At 72.7% G+C, this 23,518-nt stretch carries 21 protein-coding genes; 1 reads left to right on the forward strand and 20 read right to left on the reverse strand.

The features are described from left to right. Positions 1 to 91: 91 nt before the first annotated feature. From AB0D49_RS38865 to AB0D49_RS38955, 19 genes are all read right to left on the reverse strand, one after another. Positions 92 to 1,312 carry a cytochrome P450 gene (locus tag AB0D49_RS38865; RefSeq protein WP_362767950.1) on the reverse strand — a complete coding sequence of 407 codons (1,221 nt, stop codon included), beginning with the start codon at positions 1,310 to 1,312 and terminating at the stop codon, positions 92 to 94. 127 nt (positions 1,313 to 1,439) lie between these two features. Continuing rightward, positions 1,440 to 2,105 carry a response regulator transcription factor gene (locus tag AB0D49_RS38870; RefSeq protein ID WP_362767953.1) on the reverse strand — a complete coding sequence of 222 codons (666 nt, stop codon included), beginning with the start codon at positions 2,103 to 2,105 and terminating at the stop codon, positions 1,440 to 1,442. Then, a complete protein-coding gene (locus AB0D49_RS38875) occupies positions 2,102 to 3,469 on the reverse strand; it encodes a histidine kinase (protein ID WP_362767956.1) in 1,368 nt (455 codons plus the stop codon). The genes AB0D49_RS38870 and AB0D49_RS38875 overlap by 4 nt, the downstream gene beginning before the upstream one ends. A gap of 277 nt (positions 3,470 to 3,746) precedes the next feature. Further along, positions 3,747 to 4,421 (reverse strand): response regulator transcription factor, encoded by a 675-nt coding sequence (locus AB0D49_RS38880; RefSeq protein WP_362767959.1) that lies wholly within the window; start codon positions 4,419 to 4,421, stop codon positions 3,747 to 3,749. Next, positions 4,418 to 5,962, reverse strand: coding sequence for a sensor histidine kinase (locus AB0D49_RS38885; RefSeq protein ID WP_362767962.1), 1,545 nt, complete (start codon positions 5,960 to 5,962; stop codon positions 4,418 to 4,420). The genes AB0D49_RS38880 and AB0D49_RS38885 overlap by 4 nt, the downstream gene beginning before the upstream one ends. 10 nt (positions 5,963 to 5,972) lie before the next feature. Beyond that, entirely contained in the window at positions 5,973 to 7,385 is a 1,413-nt protein-coding gene (locus tag AB0D49_RS38890) for an acyltransferase (RefSeq protein ID WP_362767966.1), read from the reverse strand. Continuing rightward, positions 7,378 to 8,376: an alpha/beta hydrolase gene (locus tag AB0D49_RS38895; RefSeq protein WP_362767968.1), complete on the reverse strand. Its 999-nt coding sequence runs from the start codon at positions 8,374 to 8,376 to the stop codon at positions 7,378 to 7,380. Before AB0D49_RS38895 ends, AB0D49_RS38890 begins: the two co-directional genes overlap by 8 nt. A gap of 492 nt (positions 8,377 to 8,868) precedes the next feature. Further along, positions 8,869 to 9,819 carry an alpha/beta hydrolase gene (locus tag AB0D49_RS38900; protein WP_362767970.1) on the reverse strand — a complete coding sequence of 317 codons (951 nt, stop codon included), beginning with the start codon at positions 9,817 to 9,819 and terminating at the stop codon, positions 8,869 to 8,871. Positions 9,820 to 10,174: 355 nt separating this feature from the next. Then, complete coding sequence (gene kynU / locus AB0D49_RS38905) at positions 10,175 to 11,416, reverse strand: kynureninase (protein WP_362767973.1); 1,242 nt, start codon at positions 11,414 to 11,416, stop codon at positions 10,175 to 10,177. Next, positions 11,409 to 12,347 (reverse strand): tryptophan 2,3-dioxygenase family protein, encoded by a 939-nt coding sequence (locus AB0D49_RS38910; RefSeq protein ID WP_362767976.1) that lies wholly within the window; start codon positions 12,345 to 12,347, stop codon positions 11,409 to 11,411. Before AB0D49_RS38910 ends, kynU begins: the two co-directional genes overlap by 8 nt. A gap of 143 nt (positions 12,348 to 12,490) precedes the next feature. Beyond that, positions 12,491 to 12,904 carry a DUF3151 domain-containing protein gene (locus tag AB0D49_RS38915; protein ID WP_362767979.1) on the reverse strand — a complete coding sequence of 138 codons (414 nt, stop codon included), beginning with the start codon at positions 12,902 to 12,904 and terminating at the stop codon, positions 12,491 to 12,493. Positions 12,905 to 13,079: 175 nt separating this feature from the next. Next, a complete protein-coding gene (locus tag AB0D49_RS38920) occupies positions 13,080 to 14,555 on the reverse strand; it encodes an MFS transporter (protein WP_362767982.1) in 1,476 nt (491 codons plus the stop codon). A 96-nt stretch (positions 14,556 to 14,651) separates the two neighbouring features. Beyond that, entirely contained in the window at positions 14,652 to 15,683 is a 1,032-nt protein-coding gene (fbaA, locus tag AB0D49_RS38925) for a class II fructose-bisphosphate aldolase (protein ID WP_362767985.1), read from the reverse strand. A 123-nt stretch (positions 15,684 to 15,806) separates the two neighbouring features. Further along, positions 15,807 to 16,355, reverse strand: coding sequence for an orotate phosphoribosyltransferase (gene pyrE / locus AB0D49_RS38930; RefSeq protein WP_362767988.1), 549 nt, complete (start codon positions 16,353 to 16,355; stop codon positions 15,807 to 15,809). Positions 16,356 to 16,387: 32 nt separating this feature from the next. Further along, on the reverse strand, positions 16,388 to 17,179 hold the full coding sequence (locus tag AB0D49_RS38935; protein ID WP_362767991.1) for an aldose 1-epimerase: 792 nt from the start codon (positions 17,177 to 17,179) through the stop codon (positions 16,388 to 16,390). A gap of 130 nt (positions 17,180 to 17,309) precedes the next feature. Further along, positions 17,310 to 18,158 (reverse strand): SRPBCC domain-containing protein, encoded by an 849-nt coding sequence (locus AB0D49_RS38940; RefSeq protein ID WP_362767994.1) that lies wholly within the window; start codon positions 18,156 to 18,158, stop codon positions 17,310 to 17,312. A gap of 52 nt (positions 18,159 to 18,210) precedes the next feature. Then, positions 18,211 to 19,860, reverse strand: a complete 1,650-nt coding sequence (locus tag AB0D49_RS38945) for a polyamine aminopropyltransferase (protein ID WP_362767997.1) — start codon at positions 19,858 to 19,860, stop codon at positions 18,211 to 18,213. A gap of 409 nt (positions 19,861 to 20,269) precedes the next feature. Continuing rightward, positions 20,270 to 20,794: a DUF2617 family protein gene (locus tag AB0D49_RS38950; RefSeq protein ID WP_362768000.1), complete on the reverse strand. Its 525-nt coding sequence runs from the start codon at positions 20,792 to 20,794 to the stop codon at positions 20,270 to 20,272. Positions 20,795 to 21,161: 367 nt separating this feature from the next. Continuing rightward, entirely contained in the window at positions 21,162 to 21,467 is a 306-nt protein-coding gene (locus tag AB0D49_RS38955) for a hypothetical protein (protein ID WP_362768003.1), read from the reverse strand. Positions 21,468 to 21,597: 130 nt separating this feature from the next. Between AB0D49_RS38955 and AB0D49_RS38960 the strand changes: the two genes are divergently transcribed. Continuing rightward, positions 21,598 to 22,788 (forward strand): pyridoxal phosphate-dependent aminotransferase, encoded by a 1,191-nt coding sequence (locus AB0D49_RS38960; RefSeq protein ID WP_362768006.1) that lies wholly within the window; start codon positions 21,598 to 21,600, stop codon positions 22,786 to 22,788. 180 nt (positions 22,789 to 22,968) lie between these two features. Here the strand turns inward: AB0D49_RS38960 and AB0D49_RS38965 are convergent, their stop codons facing one another. Further along, positions 22,969 to 23,499 (reverse strand): YbjN domain-containing protein, encoded by a 531-nt coding sequence (locus AB0D49_RS38965; protein WP_362768009.1) that lies wholly within the window; start codon positions 23,497 to 23,499, stop codon positions 22,969 to 22,971. Positions 23,500 to 23,518: the final 19 nt, after the last annotated feature.

Below are 23,518 nucleotides of genomic sequence, written 5' to 3' on the forward strand. Positions count from 1 at the left end.
CCGCATACGAAGCGAGAAAGGCATCCGCTGGGGCGGACGCCCCCTCACCACCGCCGCCTGACCAACCCGGCGAACCTATCCGGTCACAGCACTAGACCTCCACCTTCAGCCCCTCCAACCCCCGGATGACGAAGTTCGGCTTGCGCTCCGGCTCCGCGGCGAGGCGGAGTTCCGGAGCCCGATCGAGCAGGGCGGTCATGGACGCCGCCAGCTCGATACGGGCCAGCGGGGCGCCGATGCAGTAGTGGATACCCGCGCTGAAGGAGATGTGCGGATTGTCGCCCCGGCGCAGATCGAGCCGCTCGGGATCGGTGAACACCGCCGGATCATGGTTGGCCGAACCGAACAGCAGCGCCAGCTCCGATCCGCGCGGGATCACCTGCCCGTCGATCTCGATGTCGTCCAGCACCCACCGCTCGAACAACTGGAGCGGAGTGTCGTACCGCATCAGCTCCTCCACCGCCGACGGCACCAGCGCGCGGTCCGCCCGCAGCGCCGCCAACTGCTCCGGGTTCCGGAACAGCGCCCACCACCCGTTGACCGTCGCGTTCACCGTCGCCTCGTGCCCGGCGTTGAGCAGCAGCACCGCCGTGGAGATCATCTCCTGCTCGGTCAGCCGGTCCCCCTCGTCATGCGCCTCGATCAGCCCGGAGATCAGATCGTCCCCCGGCTCCTTGCGCCGCTCGGCGATCAGCTCCCGCAGATACTCCGAGAACTCCACCGACGCCCGCACCGCCCGCACCGCCGTCTCCTGCGACGGGTTCAGCTCGTACATCCCGCAGATGTCCGCCGACCAGGGCCGCAGCGGCGCCCGCTCGCCCTCCGGGATACCGAGCATCTCCGCGATCACCGCCACCGGCAGCGGCTCCGCCACATCCGCCAGCAGATCACCCCCGCCCTCCCGCACCAGCCCGTCGACCAGCTCCCCCGCCAGCCGCTCCACATAAGGCTTCAGCCGCTCCACCGTCCGCGGGGTGAACGCCTTCGACACCAGCCGCCTGATCCGCGTGTGGTCCGGCGGCTCCAGGTCGAGCATCCCGTGGTCGTTCAGCGTGTGGAACGGCTCCTGCTCCGCCGGAGGCGCCGTCCGCCCGAACTCCTCGTGCGAGAAGCGGTGCTGATACGCCCGCCCCAGCCGCCGGTCCCGCAGCAGCGCCGACACATCCGCGTGATGCGGCACCAGCCACTGGTCACTGGGCTCGTACCGGATCACCCGCCCCCGCGCCCGCAACCGCGCGTACGCCGGATAGGGGTCGGCCAGAAACTCCGGGTCCCACGGGTCGAACACCTGCGAAATATCACCATGTGCCATGACCGGACGCTAGCCCGCCGCCCACCGGCCTGACCAGACCGTTCCCACCGTTCCCCCAGCCCAGCGGCCACCGCCACCGCCACCGCCACCGCTGCCGCGCCGCTGCCGGAGCGCCCCCCCGTTCCCGCTAGCCCGGTGTGACGAGTCGCGCCTCGTAGGCGAACACCGCCGCCTGCGTACGGTCTCTCAGCCCGAGCTTCACCAGGACCCGGCTCACATGGGTCTTGATCGTGGACTCGGCGACCACCAGCCGCTCGGCGATCTCCGCGTTGGACAGCCCCTGCGCGATCAGCACCAGCACCTCCGTCTCCCGCTCGGTCAGCTCGCCGTACGCCGCCTGGGCGGAGGCCATCACCCGGGGCGCGTCGGACAGCTTCGAGAACTCCGTGATCAGCCGCCGGGTGACCGACGGCGCCAGCAGCGCCTCCCCGCCGGCCACCACCCGCACCCCGTCGGCGAGCTGCCGCGCCGAGGCGTCCTTGAGCAGAAACCCGGAGGCTCCCGCCCGCAGCGCCTGGTACACGTACTCGTCCAGGTCGAAGGTGGTCAGCACCAGCACCCTGGCCCCGCCGTCCGCCGCGACGATCTCCCGGGTCGCCTCGATGCCGTTCAGCTCCGGCATCCGGATGTCCATCAGGACCACGTCCGGCGCCAGCTCGCGCACCCGCTCGACCGCCTCGCGGCCGTTGACGGCCTCGCCGACGACCTCGATGTCCGGCATCGCGTTCAGCAGGACCGAGAAGCCCTCACGCACCATCATCTGGTCGTCCGCGATCAGCACGCGAATGGTCATGCGTCACCCTCATCCACCCGGGCGACCGGCAGGAACACCGCCACCTCATAGCCTCCGTCGTCCATCGCCCCCGCCGTCATCTCCCCACTGAGCATGGAGACCCGCTCACGCATCCCGGTGATGCCGTGTCCCGCGCCGGGCGAGGGCTTGATCAGGGACGGGTTGGGCGGCGGGTCGTTCACTATCCGCAGCCCCAGCCCACCGAGCACATAGCCCACCTCGACCCGCGCCACCGCGCCCGGCGCGTGTCTGAGCGAGTTGCTGAGCGCCTCCTGCACGATCCGGTAGGCCGACAGCTCCACGCCCTGCGGCAGCTCCCGGACCGCGCCGGTCACCGTCTTCTCCACGCCCAGGCCCGCCTCACGGACGTTGTCCAGCAGCCGGTCCAGGTCGCCCAGGGTGGGCTGCGGGGCGTCGGGGGCCTGGTAGTCCTCGGCGCGCACCACGCCGAGGACGCGGCGCAGTTCGGTGAGCGCGGCGACCGCGTTCTCCCGGATGGTGGCGAAGGCGCGCTCCAGCTCGGGCGGGGGGTTCTCCACCCGGTAGGGGGCGGCCTCGGCCTGGATGGCGACCACGGACATGTGGTGCGCCACGACGTCGTGCAGCTCGCGGGCGATGGTGGTGCGCTCCTCCAGCAGGGTGCGCCGGGAGCGCTCGTGGGCGGTGACCGTCTGCTGCGCGGTGACCTCCTGCTTGGCCTGTCTGACCTCCTTGGTGGCCGCACTGCGGATGTGACCGAGGGAAATCGCGAGAAGGATCAGGGCGGAGCCGAACAGCACGGGTCCGGAGGTGCCACCGTCGAGCCCCCGGCCGAGGCCCGTCTCGGCGAGCAGGCTGTACGCGGCGGTCAGCAGCCACATCCAGGCCGCCGTGCGCGGATGGGTGCGCAGGGCCACGACCGTCAGCACCGTCAGATGCGTGAAGAGGGTGCCCGGCGACCAGGGCCAGTCGTACCACTCGCCGGATATCGCGGCGAGCGGGGTGGCGGCCATCGACATCCAGAAGGCGCCGACGGGCCGTACCAGGGTCGCCAGCACGGGCACGAGCCCGAGCAGCCCCGTCAGCAGCGGGACCGGGCCTCCGGAACCGCTGAACCAGCCGGTCAGGAACGCGATCGCGCCGAGCGCGCACACCACCGCGTGCGGCGTGTAGGCCACGTACTCCCTCGCCCGCCCCCGCAGGCGCCGGGTGAAGCGGCCGTCCATGGCCATCGGGGGCAGCGGCCGGTAGGCGAACGCGTCCTCCACCAGGTCCTGCCGCAGCCCGCGCAGGGCATCGGCGGCCATCCGGAACTCAGGACTGCGCCGGTACGCCCCGCCGTCAGCCTCCGGCGAGGTCGGAATCGTCTGGGTCGTCTCACTCACACAGAAAACGGTATGCGCCACCCCGCCCCACCGTCGTCACCAGTGAGACGGGTCATACCGGGTCCGTCTCAGGTACTACGGGGTGGAGAACGAACGTCCTCCGCCCGGGGCCGCGCCGGAACACGCAGGCGCCCCGGCCCGCCAGCCCGCCAGCCCACCAGCCCACCAGCCCACCAGCCCACCAGCCCGCCAGCCCGCCAGCCCGCCAGCCCGCCAGCCCGCCAGGGATCATCGCCCGCGCCCCGGCCCGCCCTGACCGGCACCACCGGGCGCGATGTCAGTAGCCCGTGGGACGGACCACTCCCGACTCGTAGGCGAACACCGCCGCCTGGGTGCGGTCCCGCAGGCCCAGTTTCACCAGGATGCGGCTGACATGGGTCTTCACCGTCTGCTCGGCGACCACCAGCCGCTGGGCGATCTCCGCGTTGGACAGTCCACGGGCGATCAGGGACAGCACCTCGGTCTCGCGCTCCGTCAGATCCGCCACCCGCTGCTTCAGCGGGGCCGGCGGCGAGGCGCCCAGCCGGGAGAACTCCGCGATCAGCCGCCGGGTGATCCCGGGCGCCAGCAGCGCGTCACCGGCCGCCACCACCCGTACCGCCTCCGCCAGTTGGTCCGCAGAGGCGTCCTTGAGGAGGAAGCCGGACGCCCCGGCGCGCAGCGCCTCGTACACATACTCGTCCAGGTCGAACGTGGTCAGGACGAGGACCTTGGTGTGGGTGGTGTCGGTGGTGACTCTGCGGGTCGCCTCGATGCCGCCCAGTTCGGGCATGCGGATGTCCATCAGGACGACGTCCGGGGCCAGTTCGGCGGTCTTCGCCACCGCCTCGAGACCGTTCACCGCCTGGCCCACCACCTCGATGTCCGCCTGGGTGTTGAGCAGCACGGTGAAGCCCTGCCGGACCATCTGCTGATCGTCGGCGATCAGTACGCGAATCGTGCCGCTGGTCATCGGTTCTTGTCCTTCGGGTCCTTGGTGGAGCCGGTCCGGGCGGGACCGGGCGGGGGGTCGGTGGGGTGCTCCGCCGTGCCGTCCCTCGGCAGGAACGCCGACACGGAGAAGCCGCCGTGCAGCGTTCTGATCGCGTGGAGGTAGCCGCCCAGCATCGTCGCCCGCTCCCGCATGCCGAGCAGACCGTGGCCCGCGCCCGGCGACGGCTGCACCGGGCCGCTCGGACGGGAGTTGATCACCCCCAGGTAGAGGCCGTTCCCGAAGTGACTGATCTCCACACGCACCGACGAACCCGGCGCGTGCCGCAGCGCGTTGCTCAGCGCCTCCTGGATGATCCGGTACGCCGACAGCTCCACCCCCGGCGGGTACGGGCGGCTCCGCTCGCCCCGGATGTCCGTGACGATCGTGAGGCCCGCCGCGCGGGTGTTGTCGATCAGGTCGTCCAGCCGGTCCAGCGTGGGCTGCGGAGCGTGCGGCGCGGACCCGGTCGCCAGGCCCTCGGCGTCCCCGGGGTGCTCCGAGCGCAGCACACCCAGCACCCGGCGGAGTTCGGTGAGCGCCTCCAGGGCGTTCTGGCGGATGCCGTCGAGGTTCTCCTTCAGCTCGTCCGGCGGGTTCTCCACCAGGTGGGGGGCCACCTGTGCCTGTATGGAGATCACCGACATGTGGTGCGCCACCACATCGTGCAGTTCCCGCGCGATCCGGCTGCGCTCCTCCAGCAGGGTGCGCCGGGCGCGCTCCTCCGCCGTGATACCGGTCTGCTCCACCAGTTTCACCCGTGCCACCCGGCGCCCGCGCAGGGCCGCGCCGACCAGGGTGACCGCCGCGAACAGGGCCACCGCCAAGGCGCCATTCGGATTGTGCCCCGCCGCGCCCAGCACGCCCTGGACGAGCCAGGTGACCAGCGCGGTCGTCCCGACGGCCGTCACCGCGACCGCGGGCCGTACGCGCAGCGCCAGCAGGAACAGCACGACGGCGTGCGCGCTCATGGTGGACGGCGACCAGGGCCAGGGCGCGCCCTCCACCATGGGGACGGACAGGAGCTGCTCGCGGGCGTCGAGCGCCGTCACCACCACCGTCGTCAGCGACAGCCAGCACGCCGCCGCCGGGTACCAGGGCGCCAGCACCACCGCCCCGCCCTGCACCAGGGCGGCGATCACGGCGAACTCGACGCCCAGCCGGTACCCGTCCGCGAACTGCTGGACATCGGTCGCCACCAGGACCACCGCCAGCAGCACGACCAGCCCGTGCGGCAGCCAGCGCAGCCAGAGCGACGGGGGCATCGGATCGTACGACAGGTTGCGCAGGTCGTGGCCGAGCGTCCGCAGCCACGCTGCGGCGCGGCGCGGGTCCAGCCAGGTGTCCGCGCCGGGCCGTCCCGGCATCAGGTCCTCGGGGGGCACGCCGTCCGCGGTGACGGGTGTCCTGCCGTCCGCTCCCCGGCCGCCGGACGCCCCCGCCGCCGTCGCACTCCGCGCATCGGGGCCGGTCCGCCCCGGCTTCTTCCCGGAGCGTCCGCCCCGGTCCCCCCTGCCGTTCATGCCGCTCACCCTAGACACCGGTCGACCTCCGCCGCAGCGCCGCCGCCACCGGCTCCCGCCCGGCCGAGAAGGCGGACGAGGGCGTGGATGGGGCTGTGGATGGGGCTGTGGATGGGGACGACGTCCAGGGCGACGACGTGGACACGGACCGGGGAGAGGGCGGAGCCGGGGGCAGAGGCGCCGGTGTGTGCCGGGCCCGAACCACCGTGGGGCGGGACCTTCCCCGTGGGCCACGCGCCGGGCGCCCCTGCTCCCGGAACCGGAACGCCGCCCAGCACACCGCCAGCGCCACGGCGAACACCGGGAGCCAGGCCAGCCGGTGGGCGACCCAGGCCAGGTCGTCGGGGCGGGTGTGCAGACCGGGCAGCCGACCCGCCGACAGGGCCGTCACCGTGGTCGCCATCATCGCCGTCTGGTGCCAGAGGAATATCGTCATCGCCGAGAGGTTGAGCAGCGCCACCGCCGCCCACGCCGTCGGGCGGCGCATCCAGCGGCGCAACGGACCGCGCAGCAGCAGAGCGAGCCCGCACTGCGCCAGCCCAAAGGTCACGGCGGCCAGCGTGGGCGGGTTCAGGTTGGACACCTCGGCGCCCGGCACCCCCACCATCGAGGCCGGATACCCGCCGAAGGCCACCAGCCCGGCCGTCGTCACCGCGCCCCCGATCAGCAGGGTCCGGCCCGCGCGGGGCCGCTCCAGCTCACCGCGTGTCCAGGCGGCGCCCAGCGTGTACGGCACCAGCCAGCCCGCCGCCAGATTCACCCAGCCCAGCCAGTCGGGGCCGCCGAGACCGAAGCGGACCAGGTCGACATGGAGCACGACCGCCAGCGGCCACAGCGGGCTGAGCCGCGTCAGCAGCGGGGTCGCCGCCGTCAACGCGGCGAAGACCAGCAGGAACCACAGGGGGGACAGGGCGAGTTTGAGCAGGGTGTACAGCGTGGTGAGGTCGGCCGAGGCCAGCAGCAGCGCGACCGCCATGACCGTCCACAGGGTGAGGACGGTCAGCACCGGGGCGAAGAGCCGGGACAGCCGGGCGGTCAGCCATGGGCGGTAGCCGATGCCCCGGGCCCGCGCCGACGCCAGGCTCCGGGTCGCCACATGCCCGCCCACCAGGAAGAACACCGCCAGCGTCTGGAACAGCCAGGACACCGGGGCCAGCCAGGGCATCGGGTCCAGCGGACTGACCGCGCGCAGGGTGTCGCCGTCGGCCACCAGCGCCGTCACCAGCCAGTGGCCCAGGACCACACCGAGGATCGCGAAGCCGCGCAGGGCGTCCACCGCGCGGTCCCGGTCCGGCGGGGTGGCCGCGTCGACCCGGCGGGCCCGGTGGCGCAGCGCGGCACCGAACCGGCCGCCGGTGGCACCGGCGCCGCGGAACCTCGCGGCCCCCGGGTGGGATGCCGCCCGCTCGGTCCTCTCAGTCATGGCGCACCTCTGTGGTCTCGCCGAGCACGATCCGTGCGAGACCGGCCAGCGACTCGGAGCCCGGAGTGAAGTAGTCGCTGTGTCCGACGGAACCGGCCGGGAAGCGGCGGGCGCCGTACGCCGGGGACATCGGGTCGGTGCCGAAACCGACCGTCGTCCCGAAGAGGTCCGCCCGCACATGCGGCACGTCCGCGATCCAGTCGCCCGCGCCCCGGCCCGCCCACACCCGGGCGGAGGTGCGCAGATCGGACGCCCGGTCCACGCCCGTTCCCGGGCTGCCGACGAAGACGATGTCGGCGACCGGGGTCCCCGCCCGCTCCAGTGCCGGGGCCGTCCGGGCGCAGACCACCGAGCCGTAGGAGTGGCACAGCAGGGAGACCTGGGTGTCCGGCCCGGCGATCCCGTACAGACCGGCGACGAACTCCGCCAGTTCCGGGGCGGCTTGCTCCGCCCGCCCCGTGGTCATGACCGTCGTACCGACCGTGCCCGGTGTCGCGTAGCCGAGCCAGGCGATCACCGCCGTACGGCTGCCCGCCGGGGCCCGCGACCCGAGTTGGCGGTGCAGGGACTCGGCCGTGGCGCGGAAGCGGTCATAGGTGTCGAGGGTGGTGTCGGAGCCGGGTATCAGGACGGCGACCCGGTCGGCGTCCGCCAGGTCGCCGAAGACCTCGGCGGCCCGGCCCGGTCCCCGGCCGTCGAAGACGAGGAGCCGGCGGGCGGGGTCCCTGGCCATCGCGCGCTCCACCGCCGCGCGTCGGCGGTCGCCGTGGTCCTCCGCCATACGGGCCGCCTCGGCGGCGTTGGCACGGTTGGCCGCGTACGCCGCGTCGAGCGTCCGTGCCGTGACCCGGCCCAGGTCGGCCGGGGGAGGCGCGGGCACGCGGGGCCGGGTGGCCGCGGCGAGCGGCACCACCAGGGCGCCCATGACGAGAGCGGCGAGAAAGGCCCGCAGCCAACGGGCCGTGAGGCGGGGGCCCGTATCCCCGCGCACCGGACGGCGACCCACACCCGAACCGACCGCCCCGGAACCGCCCTTGCCACGACCCCCGCCCGCCCCAGACCCGACCGCCGCAGACCCGACACTGCCGGAACCAACCTCGCCGCAGCCCCCGACCGCCCCGACCGTCCCCGAACCGCCCAACCCGCCGCCCATGCCCGTGCCTCCCCCCACGGCCCGTCCATCGAGCCGCTCTCCTGGGGAAATTACGGAGCCGCGCGTGTCGCTCGCGTCCCGCCAGCGAGCGGTTCCACGAGGTCCCTCTCAGGTACTACGGGTATGACCGACCGACCGCCACCACACCAGCCGGGTCACTCCCAGGCACCAACGCCTCACCACCGACACCGGCACCAACGCCTCATCAGCGACACCGGCACCGACGCCTCACCACCGGCACCGGAACCCGCACCGACGCCTCACCACCGACACCGGAACCCGCACCGGCACCCCACCAGCAACACCGCCCCACCCCCACGGCACCGCCCCTCACCAAGCCAGCTGAGCGATCTCCTCCACCACCACCGCGCACGCGTCCGCCGCCGGGTCGATCAGCGGAAAGTGCCCCACTTCTTCCAGCAGGGTCAGCCCCACCACCTCGCCCGCCTTAGCCGCCGCCTCCGCGTACGACTCGGCGACCGCCTGCGGCACCACCGCGTCCGTCATCCCCTGCACCAGCGCCGTGGCGATCCCGGTGGGCAGCAGCAGCGCCGGGTCGGCGTACGGCCGCCGGGCGGTGAACTCGTCTCGGCCACCCAGAAGTTGTACGGGTGCCCCACCGCACACATCCAGCTTCTCCGCGACCGAGAGATCGGCGATCGGCGCGAGGGCGACCACTCCCCGTAGCGGCGCCGGCCGAGGCGTACGCCAGAGGGACGGGGCGTCGGCGGGCAGGACGTGCCGGGCCGCCGCCCACAGCGCGAGATGACCGCCCGCGGAGTGACCGGTGACGACCGTCCGGCGCGGATCGGCCTGCGGGAGGGACTCCCGTACGAGCGCGGGGAGGGCGTCGAGCGCGGTGGCCACGTCATCGAGGGTGTCCGGCCAGCGCCCGGCCGGAGCGAGCGGCGCCCCGATGCCGGGCTCAGGCCCGGCGGAGGCGCCCAATGCCTCGGAGGCGCCCGGGGCGTCCAGAGCCCCCCTCCGGTACTCGACGTTGGCCACCGCGAACCCCCTGCGGGCCAGGAAACCGGCGAACGGGCTGATGTGCCGCCGGTCATGGGCCGCACGCCAGGCACCGCCGTGCAGCACGACGACGAGCGGAGCGAGGGAGGACGCCTCGCCCTCGAAGGCCGCCCGGGGAGCGTAGAAGTCGATCACCTGGTCGGGATGGTCGCCGTACGCGGCGGTGGCGTCGGGCTCGACGGGCGGATGCGAGAAGGCCGACGCCTCCTCGGCGGCCTCCACTGCGGCCCTGGCTGCGGCGACGTCGTCCGGCATGCTCCAACCTCTCAACGGCGATGGGGATACCTCCCCGGCTTGCGGCACGGGGGGAGGCAGTGGCGGACCAGGTGGGGATACGGCCGTTGGCGGGGACGGTATCAGTCAGGTGACGTGCGGGGACACGCGGATGTCACGCTGGGTGAGGGGTAAACGGTTCTGTTGTGCGGATACGGATGCTTACGTACGCGGCGGGATGAGGGTCCGTCAGAAGCCGCGCACCACAACGCCGGTACGCACGACCCCACGACCGGACCCTCACCACCGCCGAACCCTCACCCGACGCCGGATCAACCCGATACCGGATCAACCCCGGCACCGGATCACCCCGATCCTGAACCAACCCGACCCCGGATCACCCCACCCCCACCTCCCCGCCCACCCCCTCCAACACCACCGCAAGCACCCGCGCCGCCCGCTCCACATCCCCGAACCCCACATACAGCGGCGTCAGTCCGAAGCGCAGCACATCGGGGTGGCGGAAGTCGCCCACCACCCCCCGCGAGATCAACTCCCGCATCACCGCCTCCGCTCCACCGCACCGCAGCGCGACCTGGCTCCCCCGCTCCCCGTGCGCCCGCGGAGTCACACACTCCACCCGGCCGTCCGGCACATACGCCGCCACGCACTCCAGGAAGAAGTCCCCCAGGGCGAGGGACTTGGCCCGGACGTCCGCCAGTGACACGCCGTCCCAGACATCAAGTGCCGCCTCCAGGGCCAGCATCGACAGGATGTCGGGGGTCCCGACACGCCCACGGACCGCCCCGGGAGCCGGTTCATATGTGCCGCGCATTCCGAACGGGTCCGTATGTGAGGTCCAGCCGGGCAGCGGTGAGTCGAAGGCGTCCTGCCGGGCCCGGCTCACATACAGGTACGCCGGTGAGCCAGGCCCCCCGTTGAGGTACTTGTAGGTGCAGCCGACCGCCAGGTCGACCCCGTGCTCGTCCAGCCCCACCGGCAGGGCCCCCGCGCTGTGGCAGAGGTCCCACACGGAGACCGCGCCCGCCGCCCGGACGGCGGCCGTCAGACCGGGCAGGTCGTACAGCCGTCCCGTGCGGTAGTCGACATGGTTCAGCAGCACCGCCGCCGTACGACCGCTCAGCGCGTCCGGCACGTCCTCGGGCCGTACCGCCCGTACCGTACGGCCCGTGAGCCGGGCGGCGGACCGCGCGATGTACCCGTCCGTGGGGAACGTGGTGGCGTCGACGAGGATCTCGTCCCGGCCGGGCCCGGCCATACGGGCGGCCCCCACCATCGCCTTGAACACATTCACGCTGGTGGAGTCGCCGACCACGATCTGGCCGGGCGCCGCCCCCACCAGCGGGGCTATCCGGTCGCCGATCCGTTCCGGCGCGGTCCACCAGCCGCTCTCGTCCCACGACCGGATGCGCAGCTCACCCCACTCGCGCGCGATCACGTCCGCGACCCGCGCGGGGACGCCCACGGGCAGCGCGCCCAGCGAGTTGCCGTCCAGGTACACGGTGCCGTCGAGCACGAACGACGACCGCTTACCGGCGAGCGGATCACCGGCGTCGAGCTTCTCCGCCCGGCGCACCAACTCAGCCGCAGCAACAGCCCCGGTACCCGCGTCAGACATAGGACCGTGCCGTCCACAGCTCGGGAAACACGCTCTTGCGGGCCCGCTTCTCCAGCCAGGCCACCCCCGCCGAACCCCCCGTACCGGCCTTCGCGCCCATCGCGCGCCGGGTGGCGACCAGATGGTCGTTGCGCCACCGCCACACCAGCTCGGCCACGTCCGTCAGCGCCTCACCGAGCCGCGCCACCTCGTCCCGCGCCCCGGAACCGGCCCCCGGACCACCGGAGCCCCGGTCCCCCTCAGTAGCCCGGTCACCTTCAGCAACCCGGTCCCCCTCAGAAGCCCCGTACCCCTCAGGGCCCGCGTCACCGCCCCCGTAGATCCCGGCCCACACCCGCTCGACCCCGTCGTCCCCCTCGTACCGCAGAGCCACATCCCGGTTCAGGACCGCCTCCGGCACGGCGTACCCACGCCGGGCGAGCAGCCGCAGCACCTCGTCGTACAGGCTCGGCTCGTGCAGCGCCTTCTCCAGCTCGGCGTGCACCCGGGGCGCGCCCCGGTGCGGGACCAGCATGGACGAGGACTTCTCCCCCAGCAGGAACTCCATCCGCCGGTACATCGCCGACTGGAACCCGGACCCGTCCCCGAGGGCGCCCCGATAGGAGTTGAACTGCCGCGGCGTGAGCTGCCCGAGCGGCTTCCAGGAGGCGTTCAACGCCTCCAGCTCCCGCACCGACCGCTTCAGCGCGTCGATCGCGGTGGGTACGTCGTCGGAGGCCAGGGCCCGCGCCGCGGTCTCCCACTCATGGACGACGACGGTGAACCACAGCTCCATGACCTGGGTCGTGACGAGGAAGACCATCTCTCCGGGATCGTCGGAGAGGGTGTGCTGGAGGTGGGTGAGGACATCCGCCTTGACGTAGTCCTCGTACGGGGTGGTCCCCTGGAAGTCGAGATGCGGAGCCGCGGGCTCGTGAGCCTCGTGGGACATCGCTGTCTCCTGTTGTCACTCCGGGTAGCGGTCCGCCCCTGCCGATTCCGGCACGGGGGCCCCGGTCCCCACCTCGCATCCTGCGGGGTGCCCCCGCCACCCCGCAAGGCGGGTCCCAGGAGCACCCCACGACACAGGACCGGTCAGCCCAGCGTCTGCGCCGCCGTCGGCGAGGAGTCCTTCAGGAACTGGGAGCAGCGCTCGTACTCCTCCTGCTCCCCGATCGCCTGCGCGGCCCGCGCGAGCGCGTGCAGCGCGCGCAGGAAGCCGCGGTTCGGCTCGTGCTCCCACGGCACCGGGCCGTGGCCCTTCCAGCCGTTGCGGCGCAGCGAGTCCAGCCCGCGGTGGTAGCCGGTCCGGGCGTAGGCGTACGACTCGACCGTGCTGCCCCGCTGGTAGGCGTCGTCGGCGAGGACCGCCCAGGCCAGCGAGGACGTCGGGTACTTCGCGGCGACCTCGGCGGCGGGGGTCCCGCCGGCCAGCAGCTCACGCGGCTCGGGGTCGTCGGGGAGGTGGGTCGGGGGCGGGCCCCCGAGAAGGTTCTCGTGAATCGTCATGGGTCCAGTCTCGTACATCCGGCCCATCCCCTACGGCCACCGGAGCAGCTCCCCTACGGCCACCGGCGACGTTCTCCCCCACGGCCACCGGAGCAGCTCCCCTACGGGCCACCCGACCCCGTACCTCCCAAGACCTACCCCTCCCCGCCCCTCACCCCGCCCCCTCCCCTTACCCCTACCCCTCCCCCAACTTCCCCGAAGACCTGACCCCCGGCTCCAGCGGCGGAGCCGTCACACTCCCATGCGTCAGACACTCCGGCCGCGTACAGTCCGGCGCCGGCCGCCGCACCGTCGCGAACGCCACCACCGACCCCACGACCAGCACCCCCGCACAGATCACCATCGCCCGCATGAACGCACTGTCGAACGCGGTGGGCGACCGGTACGCGTCCTCCCCCATCCCCGACAGCAGCGGCAGCGCGGCGACCGCGACCAGCCCCGCCGCCCGCGCCGCCGCGTTGTTGATCCCGCTGGCCAGCCCCGCCCGCGCGGTGTCCACGGAGGCCAGCACGGTCGCGGTGAGCGGCGCGACCAGCGTGACCATGCCGAGCCCCATCACCACCAGCGCGGGCAGGACGTCCGTCAGATAGGAGGCGTGCGGCCCGACCCGGGTCATCAGCAGCAGCCCCGTCGCACACAGCAGCGGCCCGACGGTGAGCGGGATACGCGGCCCGATCTTGTCGGACAGCTCCCCGGAGCGGGCGGAGAACAGCAGCATCAGCACGGTCGTCGGCAGCAGCGCCGTACCGGCTTCGAGCGCCGAGTACCCGGACACCACCTGGAGCTGGAGGACCGCGAGGAAGAAGAACCCGCCGAACGCCGCGTACACACAGAGAGTGACCAGGTTGACGGCCGTGAACTGGCGGGACGCGAAGATGTCCAGCGGCATCATCGGATCGGCCCGCCGCCGCTCCACCTGGATGAACGCCACCCCCGCCGCCACACCCGCGACCGCCGTCACCACCACCACGGGGGTGCCGGAGCGGGCCTCGATCAGCGCGTATGTCACCAGCGCCAGCGACAGCGCGCCCAGACAGGCGCCGAGGACGTCGAACCGCCCGTGCGCCCTGCCGTCCGCGGACTCCGGTACGTGCCGCAGCGCGACCGGCACACACACCAGGGCCAGCGGCACGTTCAGCAGGAACACCCAGCGCCAGCCGGGCCCGTCCACCAGCCAGCCGCCGAGGAACGGTCCGACGGCCGCCCCGATGCCGCCGAACCCGGACCACAGACCGACCGCCCGCCCCCGGTCGTCGGGGTGCACGGACGCCTGGATCAGGGCCAGCGACCCCGGTGTGAGCAGCGCCCCGCCGATGCCCTGGAGGGCCCGCGCGGCGATCAGCACCTCGGCGTTCGGCGCCAGCCCGCACATCAGCGAGGCCACGGCGAACCAGATCACGCCGATCAGGAAGACCTTGCGGCGCCCGTAGCGGTCGCCCAGGGAACCGCCGAGCAGGATCAGCCCGGCGAGGGTGAGCATGTAGGCGTTGACGGTCCACTGGAGGGCCGCGAGATCGGTGTCCAGGTCCTCACCGATGCGCGGGAGGGCCACATTGACGACGGTCGAGTCCAGCAGCGCCATGCTGGAGCCGAGAACGGTGGTGAACAGGAGCCACTTGCCCCGCGGTGAGGAGATCCGGACGTCAGGCATGACCCAGATATACAGCGAGCCCGGCACCGAAGCGCCGGGCTCGCCACAACTCACGGACCTCGCGACACCGCGCGAGGCCCCCGAACGAAGCGGAAGCTACTTCAGCTTGTTCCCCGCGGACCGCAGGTTCCCGCACGCCTCGACCACCCGCGCCGCCATCCCCGCCTCGGCGAGCTTGCCCCAGGTGCGCGGGTCGTAGGTCTTCTTCGACCCGACCTCGCCGTCCACCTTCAGCACCCCGTCGTAGTTCGCGAACATGTGGCCCGCGACCGGACGCGTGAAGGCGTACTGGGTGTCCGTGTCGATGTTCATCTTGACCACGCCGTTCTCCAGCGCGGTGCGGATCTCGTCCTCGGTGGAGCCGGAGCCGCCGTGGAAGACGAAGTCGAAGACCTTGGTACCGGCCGGACGCCCGTACTTGGCGGCGACACCCTCGTTCAGGTCCTTGAGCAGCTCCGGGCGGAGCACGACATTGCCCGGCTTGTAGACCCCGTGGACATTGCCGAAGGACGCGGCCAGCAGATAGCGCCCCTTCTCCCCGAGCCCGAGGGCCTCGGCGGTGCGGATGGCGTCGTCGACGGTGGTGTACAGCTCGTCGTTGATCTCGTGGGTGACGCCGTCCTCCTCACCGCCGGTGGGGGTGATCTCCACCTCCAGGATGATCCTGGCGGCGGCGGCGCGGGCCAGCAGCTCCTGGCCGATGGCGAGGTTGTCGGCGAGGGTCTCGGCGGAGCCGTCCCACATGTGCGACTGGAACAGCGGGTTCTCGCCGCGCGCCACCCGCTCCTCGGAGACCGCGATCAGCGGACGGACGTACGCGTCGAGCTTGTCCTTGGGACAGTGGTCGGTGTGCAGCGCGACCGTGACGTCGTACTTCGCGGCGACGATGTGCGCGAACTCGGCGAGCGCCACCGCACCGGTCACCATGTCCTTGCTGTGCTGACCGCCCAGGAACTCGGCACCGCCGGTCGAGATCTGGATGATGCCGTCGCTCTCGGCCTCCGCGAAGCCGCGCAGCGCAGCGTGCAGGGTCTGGGACGAGGTCACGTTGATGGCCGGGTAGGCGAACTTGCCTGCCTTCGCCCGGTCGAGCATCTCGTTGTAGACCTCGGGGGTTGCGATGGGCATCTGTCCGCTCCTCATATGTGCGGGTGGGTGTTACTGCGAAAGGCCCTGACCTGGAACCTCGGAGATGTGACGCCGTCGTCACGCACATCCTTCCAGACGCGCCCCGCCGAACGGAGTCCCGTCTCAGCCCAGACCCAGCTCGTCCTTGGAGAACGCGAAGAGATACGGCACCCCGGCCCCCTCCTGGATCTTCTCGGCGGCGCCGGTGGCCCGGTCGACGATGGTGGCGACGGCGACCACCTCGGCGCCCGCCTCCCGTACCGCCTCGACGGCGGCCAGCGGGGAGCCGCCGGTGGTGGAGGTGTCCTCGACCACCAGGACCCGGCGCCCGGCGATGTCCGGCCCCTCCACCCGGCGCTGGAGCCCATGCGCCTTGGCGGCCTTGCGGACGACGAACGCGTCCAGCCTGCGCCCCCGGGCGGCGGCGGCGTGCAGCATACTCGCGGCGACCGGGTCGGCGCCCATGGTCAGCCCCCCGACCGCGTCGAACTCCAGACCGTCGGTCAGATCGAGCAGCACCGAGCCGACCAGGGGGGCGGCCTCGCCGTCGAGGGTGACCCGGCGCAGATCGACGTAGTAGTCGGCCTCCAGGCCCGAGGAGAGCGTCACCTTGCCGTGCACCACGGCCTTGTCCTTGATCTGCTGGAGCAGCTCGCCCCGTACGTCCGTCATGCGACCAGCTTAGATGCGCCCCGGTACGCCGCTCACAGGCGCCGCCAGCGCCAGGTGGTCGTGGCCTCCAGCGGCTCCAGCGGGGTGACCAGGCGCGGCGCGGTGTTCAGCCCGTCCGGCGGCCCGGTCTGCGGCTCCACACAGACGGCGGCGTCCTGCTCGTCGTAGAGCACGACCCACTTCTCCCGGCTGCCGACGACCAGCTCCAGCCGGTCCGGCCAGGTGAGGGTCACCTCGACCCCGTCCGGCATCCCGAAGCAGTCGTCCCACGGCCCCGGCAGCGGCTCGATCCGCTTCCCGGTCGGCAGATGGTCGTCGCCCCGCTCCTCCTGCCACCCCGGCCGGAAGTCGATCACCGCCCCCGCCCCGCCGTCCAGCCGCCGGTTGAACCAGGGATGCCACCCGATCTGCGCCGGGAAGGAGTCGTCGTACGTCTCGACGGCCATGGTCAGCGTCAGACTCTCCGCCGTGAGCGCCACGATCTGCGTCACCCGCCCGGGGTAGGGCCAGGGCGCGCCCAGGTCGTACGTGATCACCGCCTCGTCCGCCGAGACCCGCGCGGTGCGCCAGGCTCCGTCGCGGGCGGTGCCGTGGATGGCGTGCGGCGGGGAGTTCAGGGGCAGCTGGTGGACGGTCGCCCCGTCCCGGAACCGTCCGTCGCGGGTCCGCCCGCACCAGGGGACCATCGGGAAGCAGCCGTACCGCTCCCCTTGCCGCAGCAGTTCCGTGCCGTCGATCAGCAGGCTCGCCAGTCGTCCGCCGTTACCGGGGTCCACCGTCAGCGTGGCGTCACCTGCGGTCAGGGTGATGTCATGGTCACTCACCCGCATGACCTTACTTGGACCATCAAGAGAGGCTGATCGACAACGCCCCTCTCAGGGGCGCTGGGGGCACCCCCTCTGGGGGAGGAACTGCGCGAACGAGCCCCACCGGCCCGCGCCCAACACACAACCCTCACCGCCGCTTCCGCAACGCCCGACTCACCACGATCGCCGACGCCAGCGCAAGCGCCGCCGCGGGCGCAGCCCACCGCAGCGCACTGCTCGGCGCCACCGTCTGCGGCGCAGGCACCGGCGCGTACCGCCCACGCGGCGGCGCATGGTCCACTTCCTCCGCACTGCGCCCGATCATCGTCCGCCGCGCATGAGCCGCCTCGGCAGGCGGCTCCCCACCCGACCCCGAGGATCCTGAGGACCCGGACGGCTCGGCGGACCCGGACGGCTCGGCGGACCCGGAGGGCCCGGTGGGTGTCTCGTCATCGTCCACAAGCCCCTCCAACGACGAAGACGCCCCCTCGGTCGCGGACGTCGCGGACCCGGAGGAACCGTCCTCAGCCCCGTCCTCAGGGGACTCCCCGCTCCCCACGTCCAGGGACACGCTCTCCCCGAACCGCCCCACCAACCGCGTCAGAGCCCCCCGCACCGCGTCCCCCGGCAGATCCACGATCCGCCCGCCCACACTCCCCGCCCCGGCGAACACGAGCACCGTCCCCGGCTCCTCGGCGTCCCCCTCCCCCGTCCCCTCCCGGAGGGTCAGCACCAGGTCCAGCGACACCACCCCGCCGCCCCGGGCCTCGACCCCGTCCACGGCGACCCCGTACGACCCGTCCCCCCGCGGAGCGACCCGCAGGGTCCCCCGGTAGGTGATGGTCGTCCCGCCGATCCGCAGCTTCAGCCGCCCGGCGACCGGCTCGGCACCGGCCTCCTGGTGGAGCCCGGGAAGCGCTCGGGCGACCCGCGCGGGGTCGTCGAGCACCGCTCTGAGCCGCTCGGCGGGAACCGGAATGAAGACCTCAAGCTCCATGTCGGTGGAGCCTACCCAGCACGGCCGTGATCGCACCCGGGCCGCCGGGGAATCAGTACCGCGGATGCACCAGCGTGGACACCGCGAGCCCGTCGATCCGGGTCCGCTCGGCCGCCCGCGCGCCCGCGGCCAGAGCCTGGGCCGTGAGAGTGTCCGGCCGGGGCCCGTCGGCCAGCCCCAGCGGCGGCGCGGAGCCCGGCGCGGCCAGCACGAACCCCCAGTCGTGGGGCCGCTCGGAGGCGTCCGTCGACCGGTCGGGTCCGGCGGCGAACCCGGTGGTGCCGCCCCCGACGGCGTACGGGGACGTCCGCAGCCCGGCGGCGCGCAGTGTGGCGTCGACGGTCCAGAAGCCGCGCGGGCGGCTGGCGAGCGGCCCGGCGTGCACCACCATCCGGCCGCCGGGGGCGAGCGTGCGCCGGGCGAGCCCGTAGAACTCCTGCGAGTACAGCTTGGTGCTGTCGGTGATGGCCGGGTCCGGCAGATCGGAGATCACCACGTCGTACGTCCCGGCCGGGGCCGAGCGCAGCCAGCCGAAGGCGTCGGCGACGGTGACATGGACCCGGGGGTCGCCGTACACATGCCCGTTGAGGGCGGCCAGCGCCGGGTCCTGGCGGGCGAGGCGGACCACCTCGGGGTCGATCTCCACGAGGTCGACCCCGCGCACCCCGGGGTGGCGCAGCACCTCGCGGACGGCTAGGCCGTCGCCGCCGCCGAGCACGAGGACGCGCCCATGGGGGCCGTTCATCACGGGGTGGACCAGCGCCTCGTGGTAGCGGCGCTCGTCCGCGCCGCTGACCCGCAGCCGCCCGTCGAGGAAGAGCGCGAACGGCGTGCCGCCGGTGCCGCCGGTGAGGACGACCTCCTGGACCTCGCTCTGCACGGCCACCCGGACGTCGTCGCCGTACACGGCGTGCCGCGCGGCGCGTTCGAAGTCGTCGACGAGGACGGCGGCGGAGGCGAGCAGCCCGAGCACGGTGACGTTGGTGATCAGCAGCAGCCAGCGGGCCCGGCGGGTGAGGTCGCGGTGGAAGAGGCCGAGGACCAGCGCGCCCCCGGCGATCACATTGACCGTGCCGGTGAGCAGCGCCCCGGTGAGCTGGCCGAGGAAGGGCAGCAGCAGGAAGGGGAAGGCGAGCCCGCCGACCAGCGCGCCCACGTAGTCCGCGGCAAACAGGTCGGCGACGGCGCCGCCCGCGTCCTGGCGGCGGATGCGCTGGATCAGCTCCATCAGCAGCGGCACCTCGGCGCCGATGAGCAGTCCGGTGGCCAGGGAGAAGGCGACCAGGAGGAGACGGGGGCCGTGCGCCCACAGGCCGCCCCAGTCGCCGGTCCAGGCGAAGACCGCGTAGAGGGCCATCGCGCTGCATCCGCCGACCAGGGCGAGACCGGCCTCGACGGCGCCGAAACCGGCCGCGCCGAGCCGCCGCAGGCGTTTCGCGGCGAGCGAGCCGATGCCCATGGCGAAGACCATGACGGACAGCACGATGGACGCCTGGGTGACCGAGTCGCCTATCAAGTACGCGGCGAGGGCGACGAGTTCCAGTTCGTAGACCAGGCCGCAGGCGGCGCAGACGAAGACGCAGGCCAGGACCAGGAACCGGCCGGTGCCGGGCCGCACGGGCAGTCGCACGGCGGCCGGACCGTGGGCGGTGCCCCAGGACGGCGGGGGGCCGGGCGGGGCCGGGGCGTGCGGGTCGATCACGACTGCGACGTTACGTCACCGGTGCGGTGCGTCATGTCACCCACACGTGTGGAACTGGGCGTTGATGGGGTGCCGGGGGTTTCATCGCCCGCCACGCGGGACCGCCGCGAAGGCGCCGCCCGACGGGCGCGACAACGGGCGCGACAACGGGCGTGACGGGGCCCGGCGGAGGGCACACGGAGGGCACACCGACGCGCGGCGGAGGGCGCGACGGAAGGCACGGCAGAGGTACGGCAGAAGGCACGACAGAGATACGGCAGAGGTACGACAGAGGGCACCACGGGCTACCGGCAGCGGAGTCGGCACCCCCTGCCGTCCCCCCTGCCGTCCCCCTGCCGTCATCCCGACCGGCGCCCACCGGCACCCCCGCCAGCACCCCCACCGGCGACCTCACCGGCACGCCCTCACCTCACCGCACCGCCGCCGCAGGCGTCCGCACCCCCACCCTGGTCCGGGTCGCCACGAGTTGGCCGTCCTGGGGGTAGGCGTGCCAGGTGCGCCAGTGCACCTGGCCCTCATGGCGCTGGGCCAGCATCGCGGTGAAGGCGTGCGGACTGCCCGGGAAGACCCCGGCCAGGCCGTTGGGGTGGTCGGAGACCAGGGCGAGGAGTTCTTGGGCGCGGCCCGCGAAGGAGCCCGGGGAGAGGGCCTCGACGCGGGCGGCGAACTCGTACTCCCAGTCGCCCACGCGTTTGGCCACGCCGAGCGGAAGGGGTGTGCTGCTGCCGGGGATGCACGCCACCGTCTCCGAACAGTTGGCCCGCTCCTCCTCCAGCAGGACTTGGTGGGAGGCGCCGAGAAGTCTCAACTGGAGCTTGGCACCGGCGAGTTCGAGATCGAGGGTGGCGAGTGCGGGCAGTGGCTCGCGCCCGAGGGTCCAGGCGAGATCGGCCGCGCGCGTGTCGGTGTACGAGGTGTTCAGGGTCGTGAGCATGGGTCGGCTCCGCTAGCACGCAGAAGAAAGGCGGTGTGGGTCCGGCGCACCCCGGTCGCCACCGGGAGGATCGGCCCGGTCAGCCCCGTAAGCAGAGGTGTCCGAAGGACATCCGAGGGGGCCGCGTTGGTGATTTAGAGGGAATCATGAACCGCCGGGCCCCCACAGCGTTTTTACCCAAGTTCGTGGGGTTTCCATCCCTCAGAGGGCTCCTCAGCTCAACTGTTCAACTACGGCGTACGCCGTGCCGTGCGGGCGTACGCCGGAGCGGAGTGCCTCATGGACGAGCGCCCGCCGGGACCTGGGGTCCCGGCGGGCGCTCGGCGGGTGGATGCGGTTCCCCCTTCAGGAGCCCGGCTGCCCCGTGTCAGCCGCCGCCTCCACCGCATCCACCGCCGCCTCCACAGGACGAGGACGATCCGCCGCCCCCGCACGAGTGGCCCCCACCGGAGTCGCCGGACGAACCGCCGTCCCCGAAGGACCACCAGCTGCCACCGCCACCGGAGTCACCGGCTCCGCCGCCCCCGCTGGTGCTCCCGTACACCCGGCGGCCCCTCGCGCGGGCACGGGCGCGGCGGCGCACGCTGCGGGCCCGCATGGCCGCCAGGGCCAGGACGATGAGTATGGCGACGAACGCTCCCACAACCACGAACGGGATGATGCCCAGAGCCATGGCGTCACCCTCCTTCCGTATCCCCCCGAGACGACCCCCCGTGGGCGTCTCGTGCTGTGCGTGAACGGGGGATGCCCTCCCGGCCGGTGCCTCAAAGCAGAGTTGAGGAACTCAAGAGCTTGGGCGCAGGATGGCCCGCATGACCTCAGCCGCGCGCCCCGTCCTGAACCGCCGTCTCGCCGAGTTCGGCACGACGATCTTCGCCGAGATGTCCGCGCTGGCCGTGCGGACCGGGGCGATCAACCTGGGGCAGGGGTTCCCCGACACCGACGGTCCCGAGGAGATCCGGGAGGCGGCGGTGCGGGCGCTGCGCGACGGGCGGGGCAACCAGTACCCGCCGGGGCCGGGCGTCCCCGAGCTGCGCACCGCGATCACCGCCCACCAGGAGCGGTACTACGGCCTGTCCTGGGACCCGGACAGCGAGGTGCTGGTGACGGCGGGCGCCACCGAGGCCATCGCCGCCTCGCTGCTGGCACTGCTGGAGCCGGACGACGAGGTGATCGCCCTGGAGCCGTACTACGACTCGTACGCGGCGTGTGTCGCCATGGCGGGCGCCCGGCGTGTGCCGGTGACGCTGCGCCCGCGCGAGGGCGCGTTCCGGCTCGATCTGGACGAGCTGCGCGACGCGGTCACCGACCGCACCCGACTGCTGCTGATCAACACCCCGCACAATCCGACCGGCACGGTCCTGACCCGCGCGGAGCTGGCCGCGATCGCGGAGCTGGCGGTGGAGCGGGACCTGCTGGTGGTCACGGACGAGGTGTACGAGCACCTGGTGTTCGACGGCGCCGCACATGTGCCGCTGGCGACCTTCCCCGGTATGCGCGAGCGGACGGTCAGCATCGGCTCGGCGGGCAAGACGTTCTCGTTCACCGGCTGGAAGGTCGGCTGGGTGACGGGCCCGCCCGAGCTGGTCACCGCGGTGCGCTCGGCCAAGCAGTTCCTGACCTACGTGGCCTCGGGGCCGTTCCAGTACGCGGTGGCGCAGGCGCTGGCGCTGCCGGACTCCTACTTCGCCGGGTTCCGCGCGGATCTGCTGGCCAAGCGGGATCTGCTGGCGGCGGGCCTCGCGGACGCGGGGTTCGCGGTCTTCCGGCCGGCCGGGACCTACTTCGTCACCACCGACATCCGTCCGCTGGGCGAGAGCGACGGTTTCGCGTTCTGCCGGGCGCTGCCGGAGCGCGCGGGGGTGGTCGCCGTCCCGAACGCGGTCTTCTACGACCACCGGGAGGAGGGGGCGCCCTTCGTCCGGTTCGCGTTCTGCAAGCGGACGGGGGTCCTGGAGGAGGCCGTAGGGCGGCTGAAGGCGCTGGCGGCCTAGCGCCGGGGGGCCGACCCGTCGGGGTACACCCCCACGGGTCCATACGGGTCCCGTCCCGCCGTGCCACCGTCCACAGGCTGTGGACGGCGCACGCACGGAGGGTGGACGAAAGCCGGCCAGAGCCGGACGCGAGCCGGACGAGAGCCGGTCGTAGTCCGGGGCGGACGCGGCGGCGGGTGACTACTCGCCGTCCTCCTCGGGCTTCTCCGCGTCGTTGACCTCCTGCTCCAGGCCGAGCTGTTCGATCAGCCAGCGGTCGAACTCGATCGCCGCGCGGACCCAGCTGACCGTGGACGACACGAAGAACTCCAGGTTCACCCCGGGGCCGATCAGCATCTGGGCCTCGCCGATCAGGCGGACCGTGCCGTCGTCATGGGTGTGGGTGTAGACCTTGGGCCAGAGCGTGCGCCGGTTCCAGTCGTCGATCGACTCCAGGAGCTGGGGCTTCTCCTCGATCTGGTGCGGCCGGTCGTAGAACGTGCGCACCGAGAAGACCTGCTGGTCACCCTCGCCGCGGAACATGAAGTACGTACGGAACTGCTCCCACGGCGCGGCGAGGTCTCCCTCCTCGTCGATGACGTACTTCAGCTCCATCTGGTCGAGGAGCTGCTTCACGAGGTCCTGATCCGGGACGACGGGGCCCGCCGGTCCTTGGGGCTGCTGCTGGGGCTGGCCCCCGAAGTTCGGAATCGAGGACGGGTCGATGGTCACCGTGAATTTCCCTTCGTAC

The sequence above is a fragment of the Streptomyces sp. NPDC048290 genome, from assembly GCF_040652095.1.
Classification (GTDB): Bacteria; Actinomycetota; Actinomycetes; order Streptomycetales; family Streptomycetaceae; genus Streptomyces.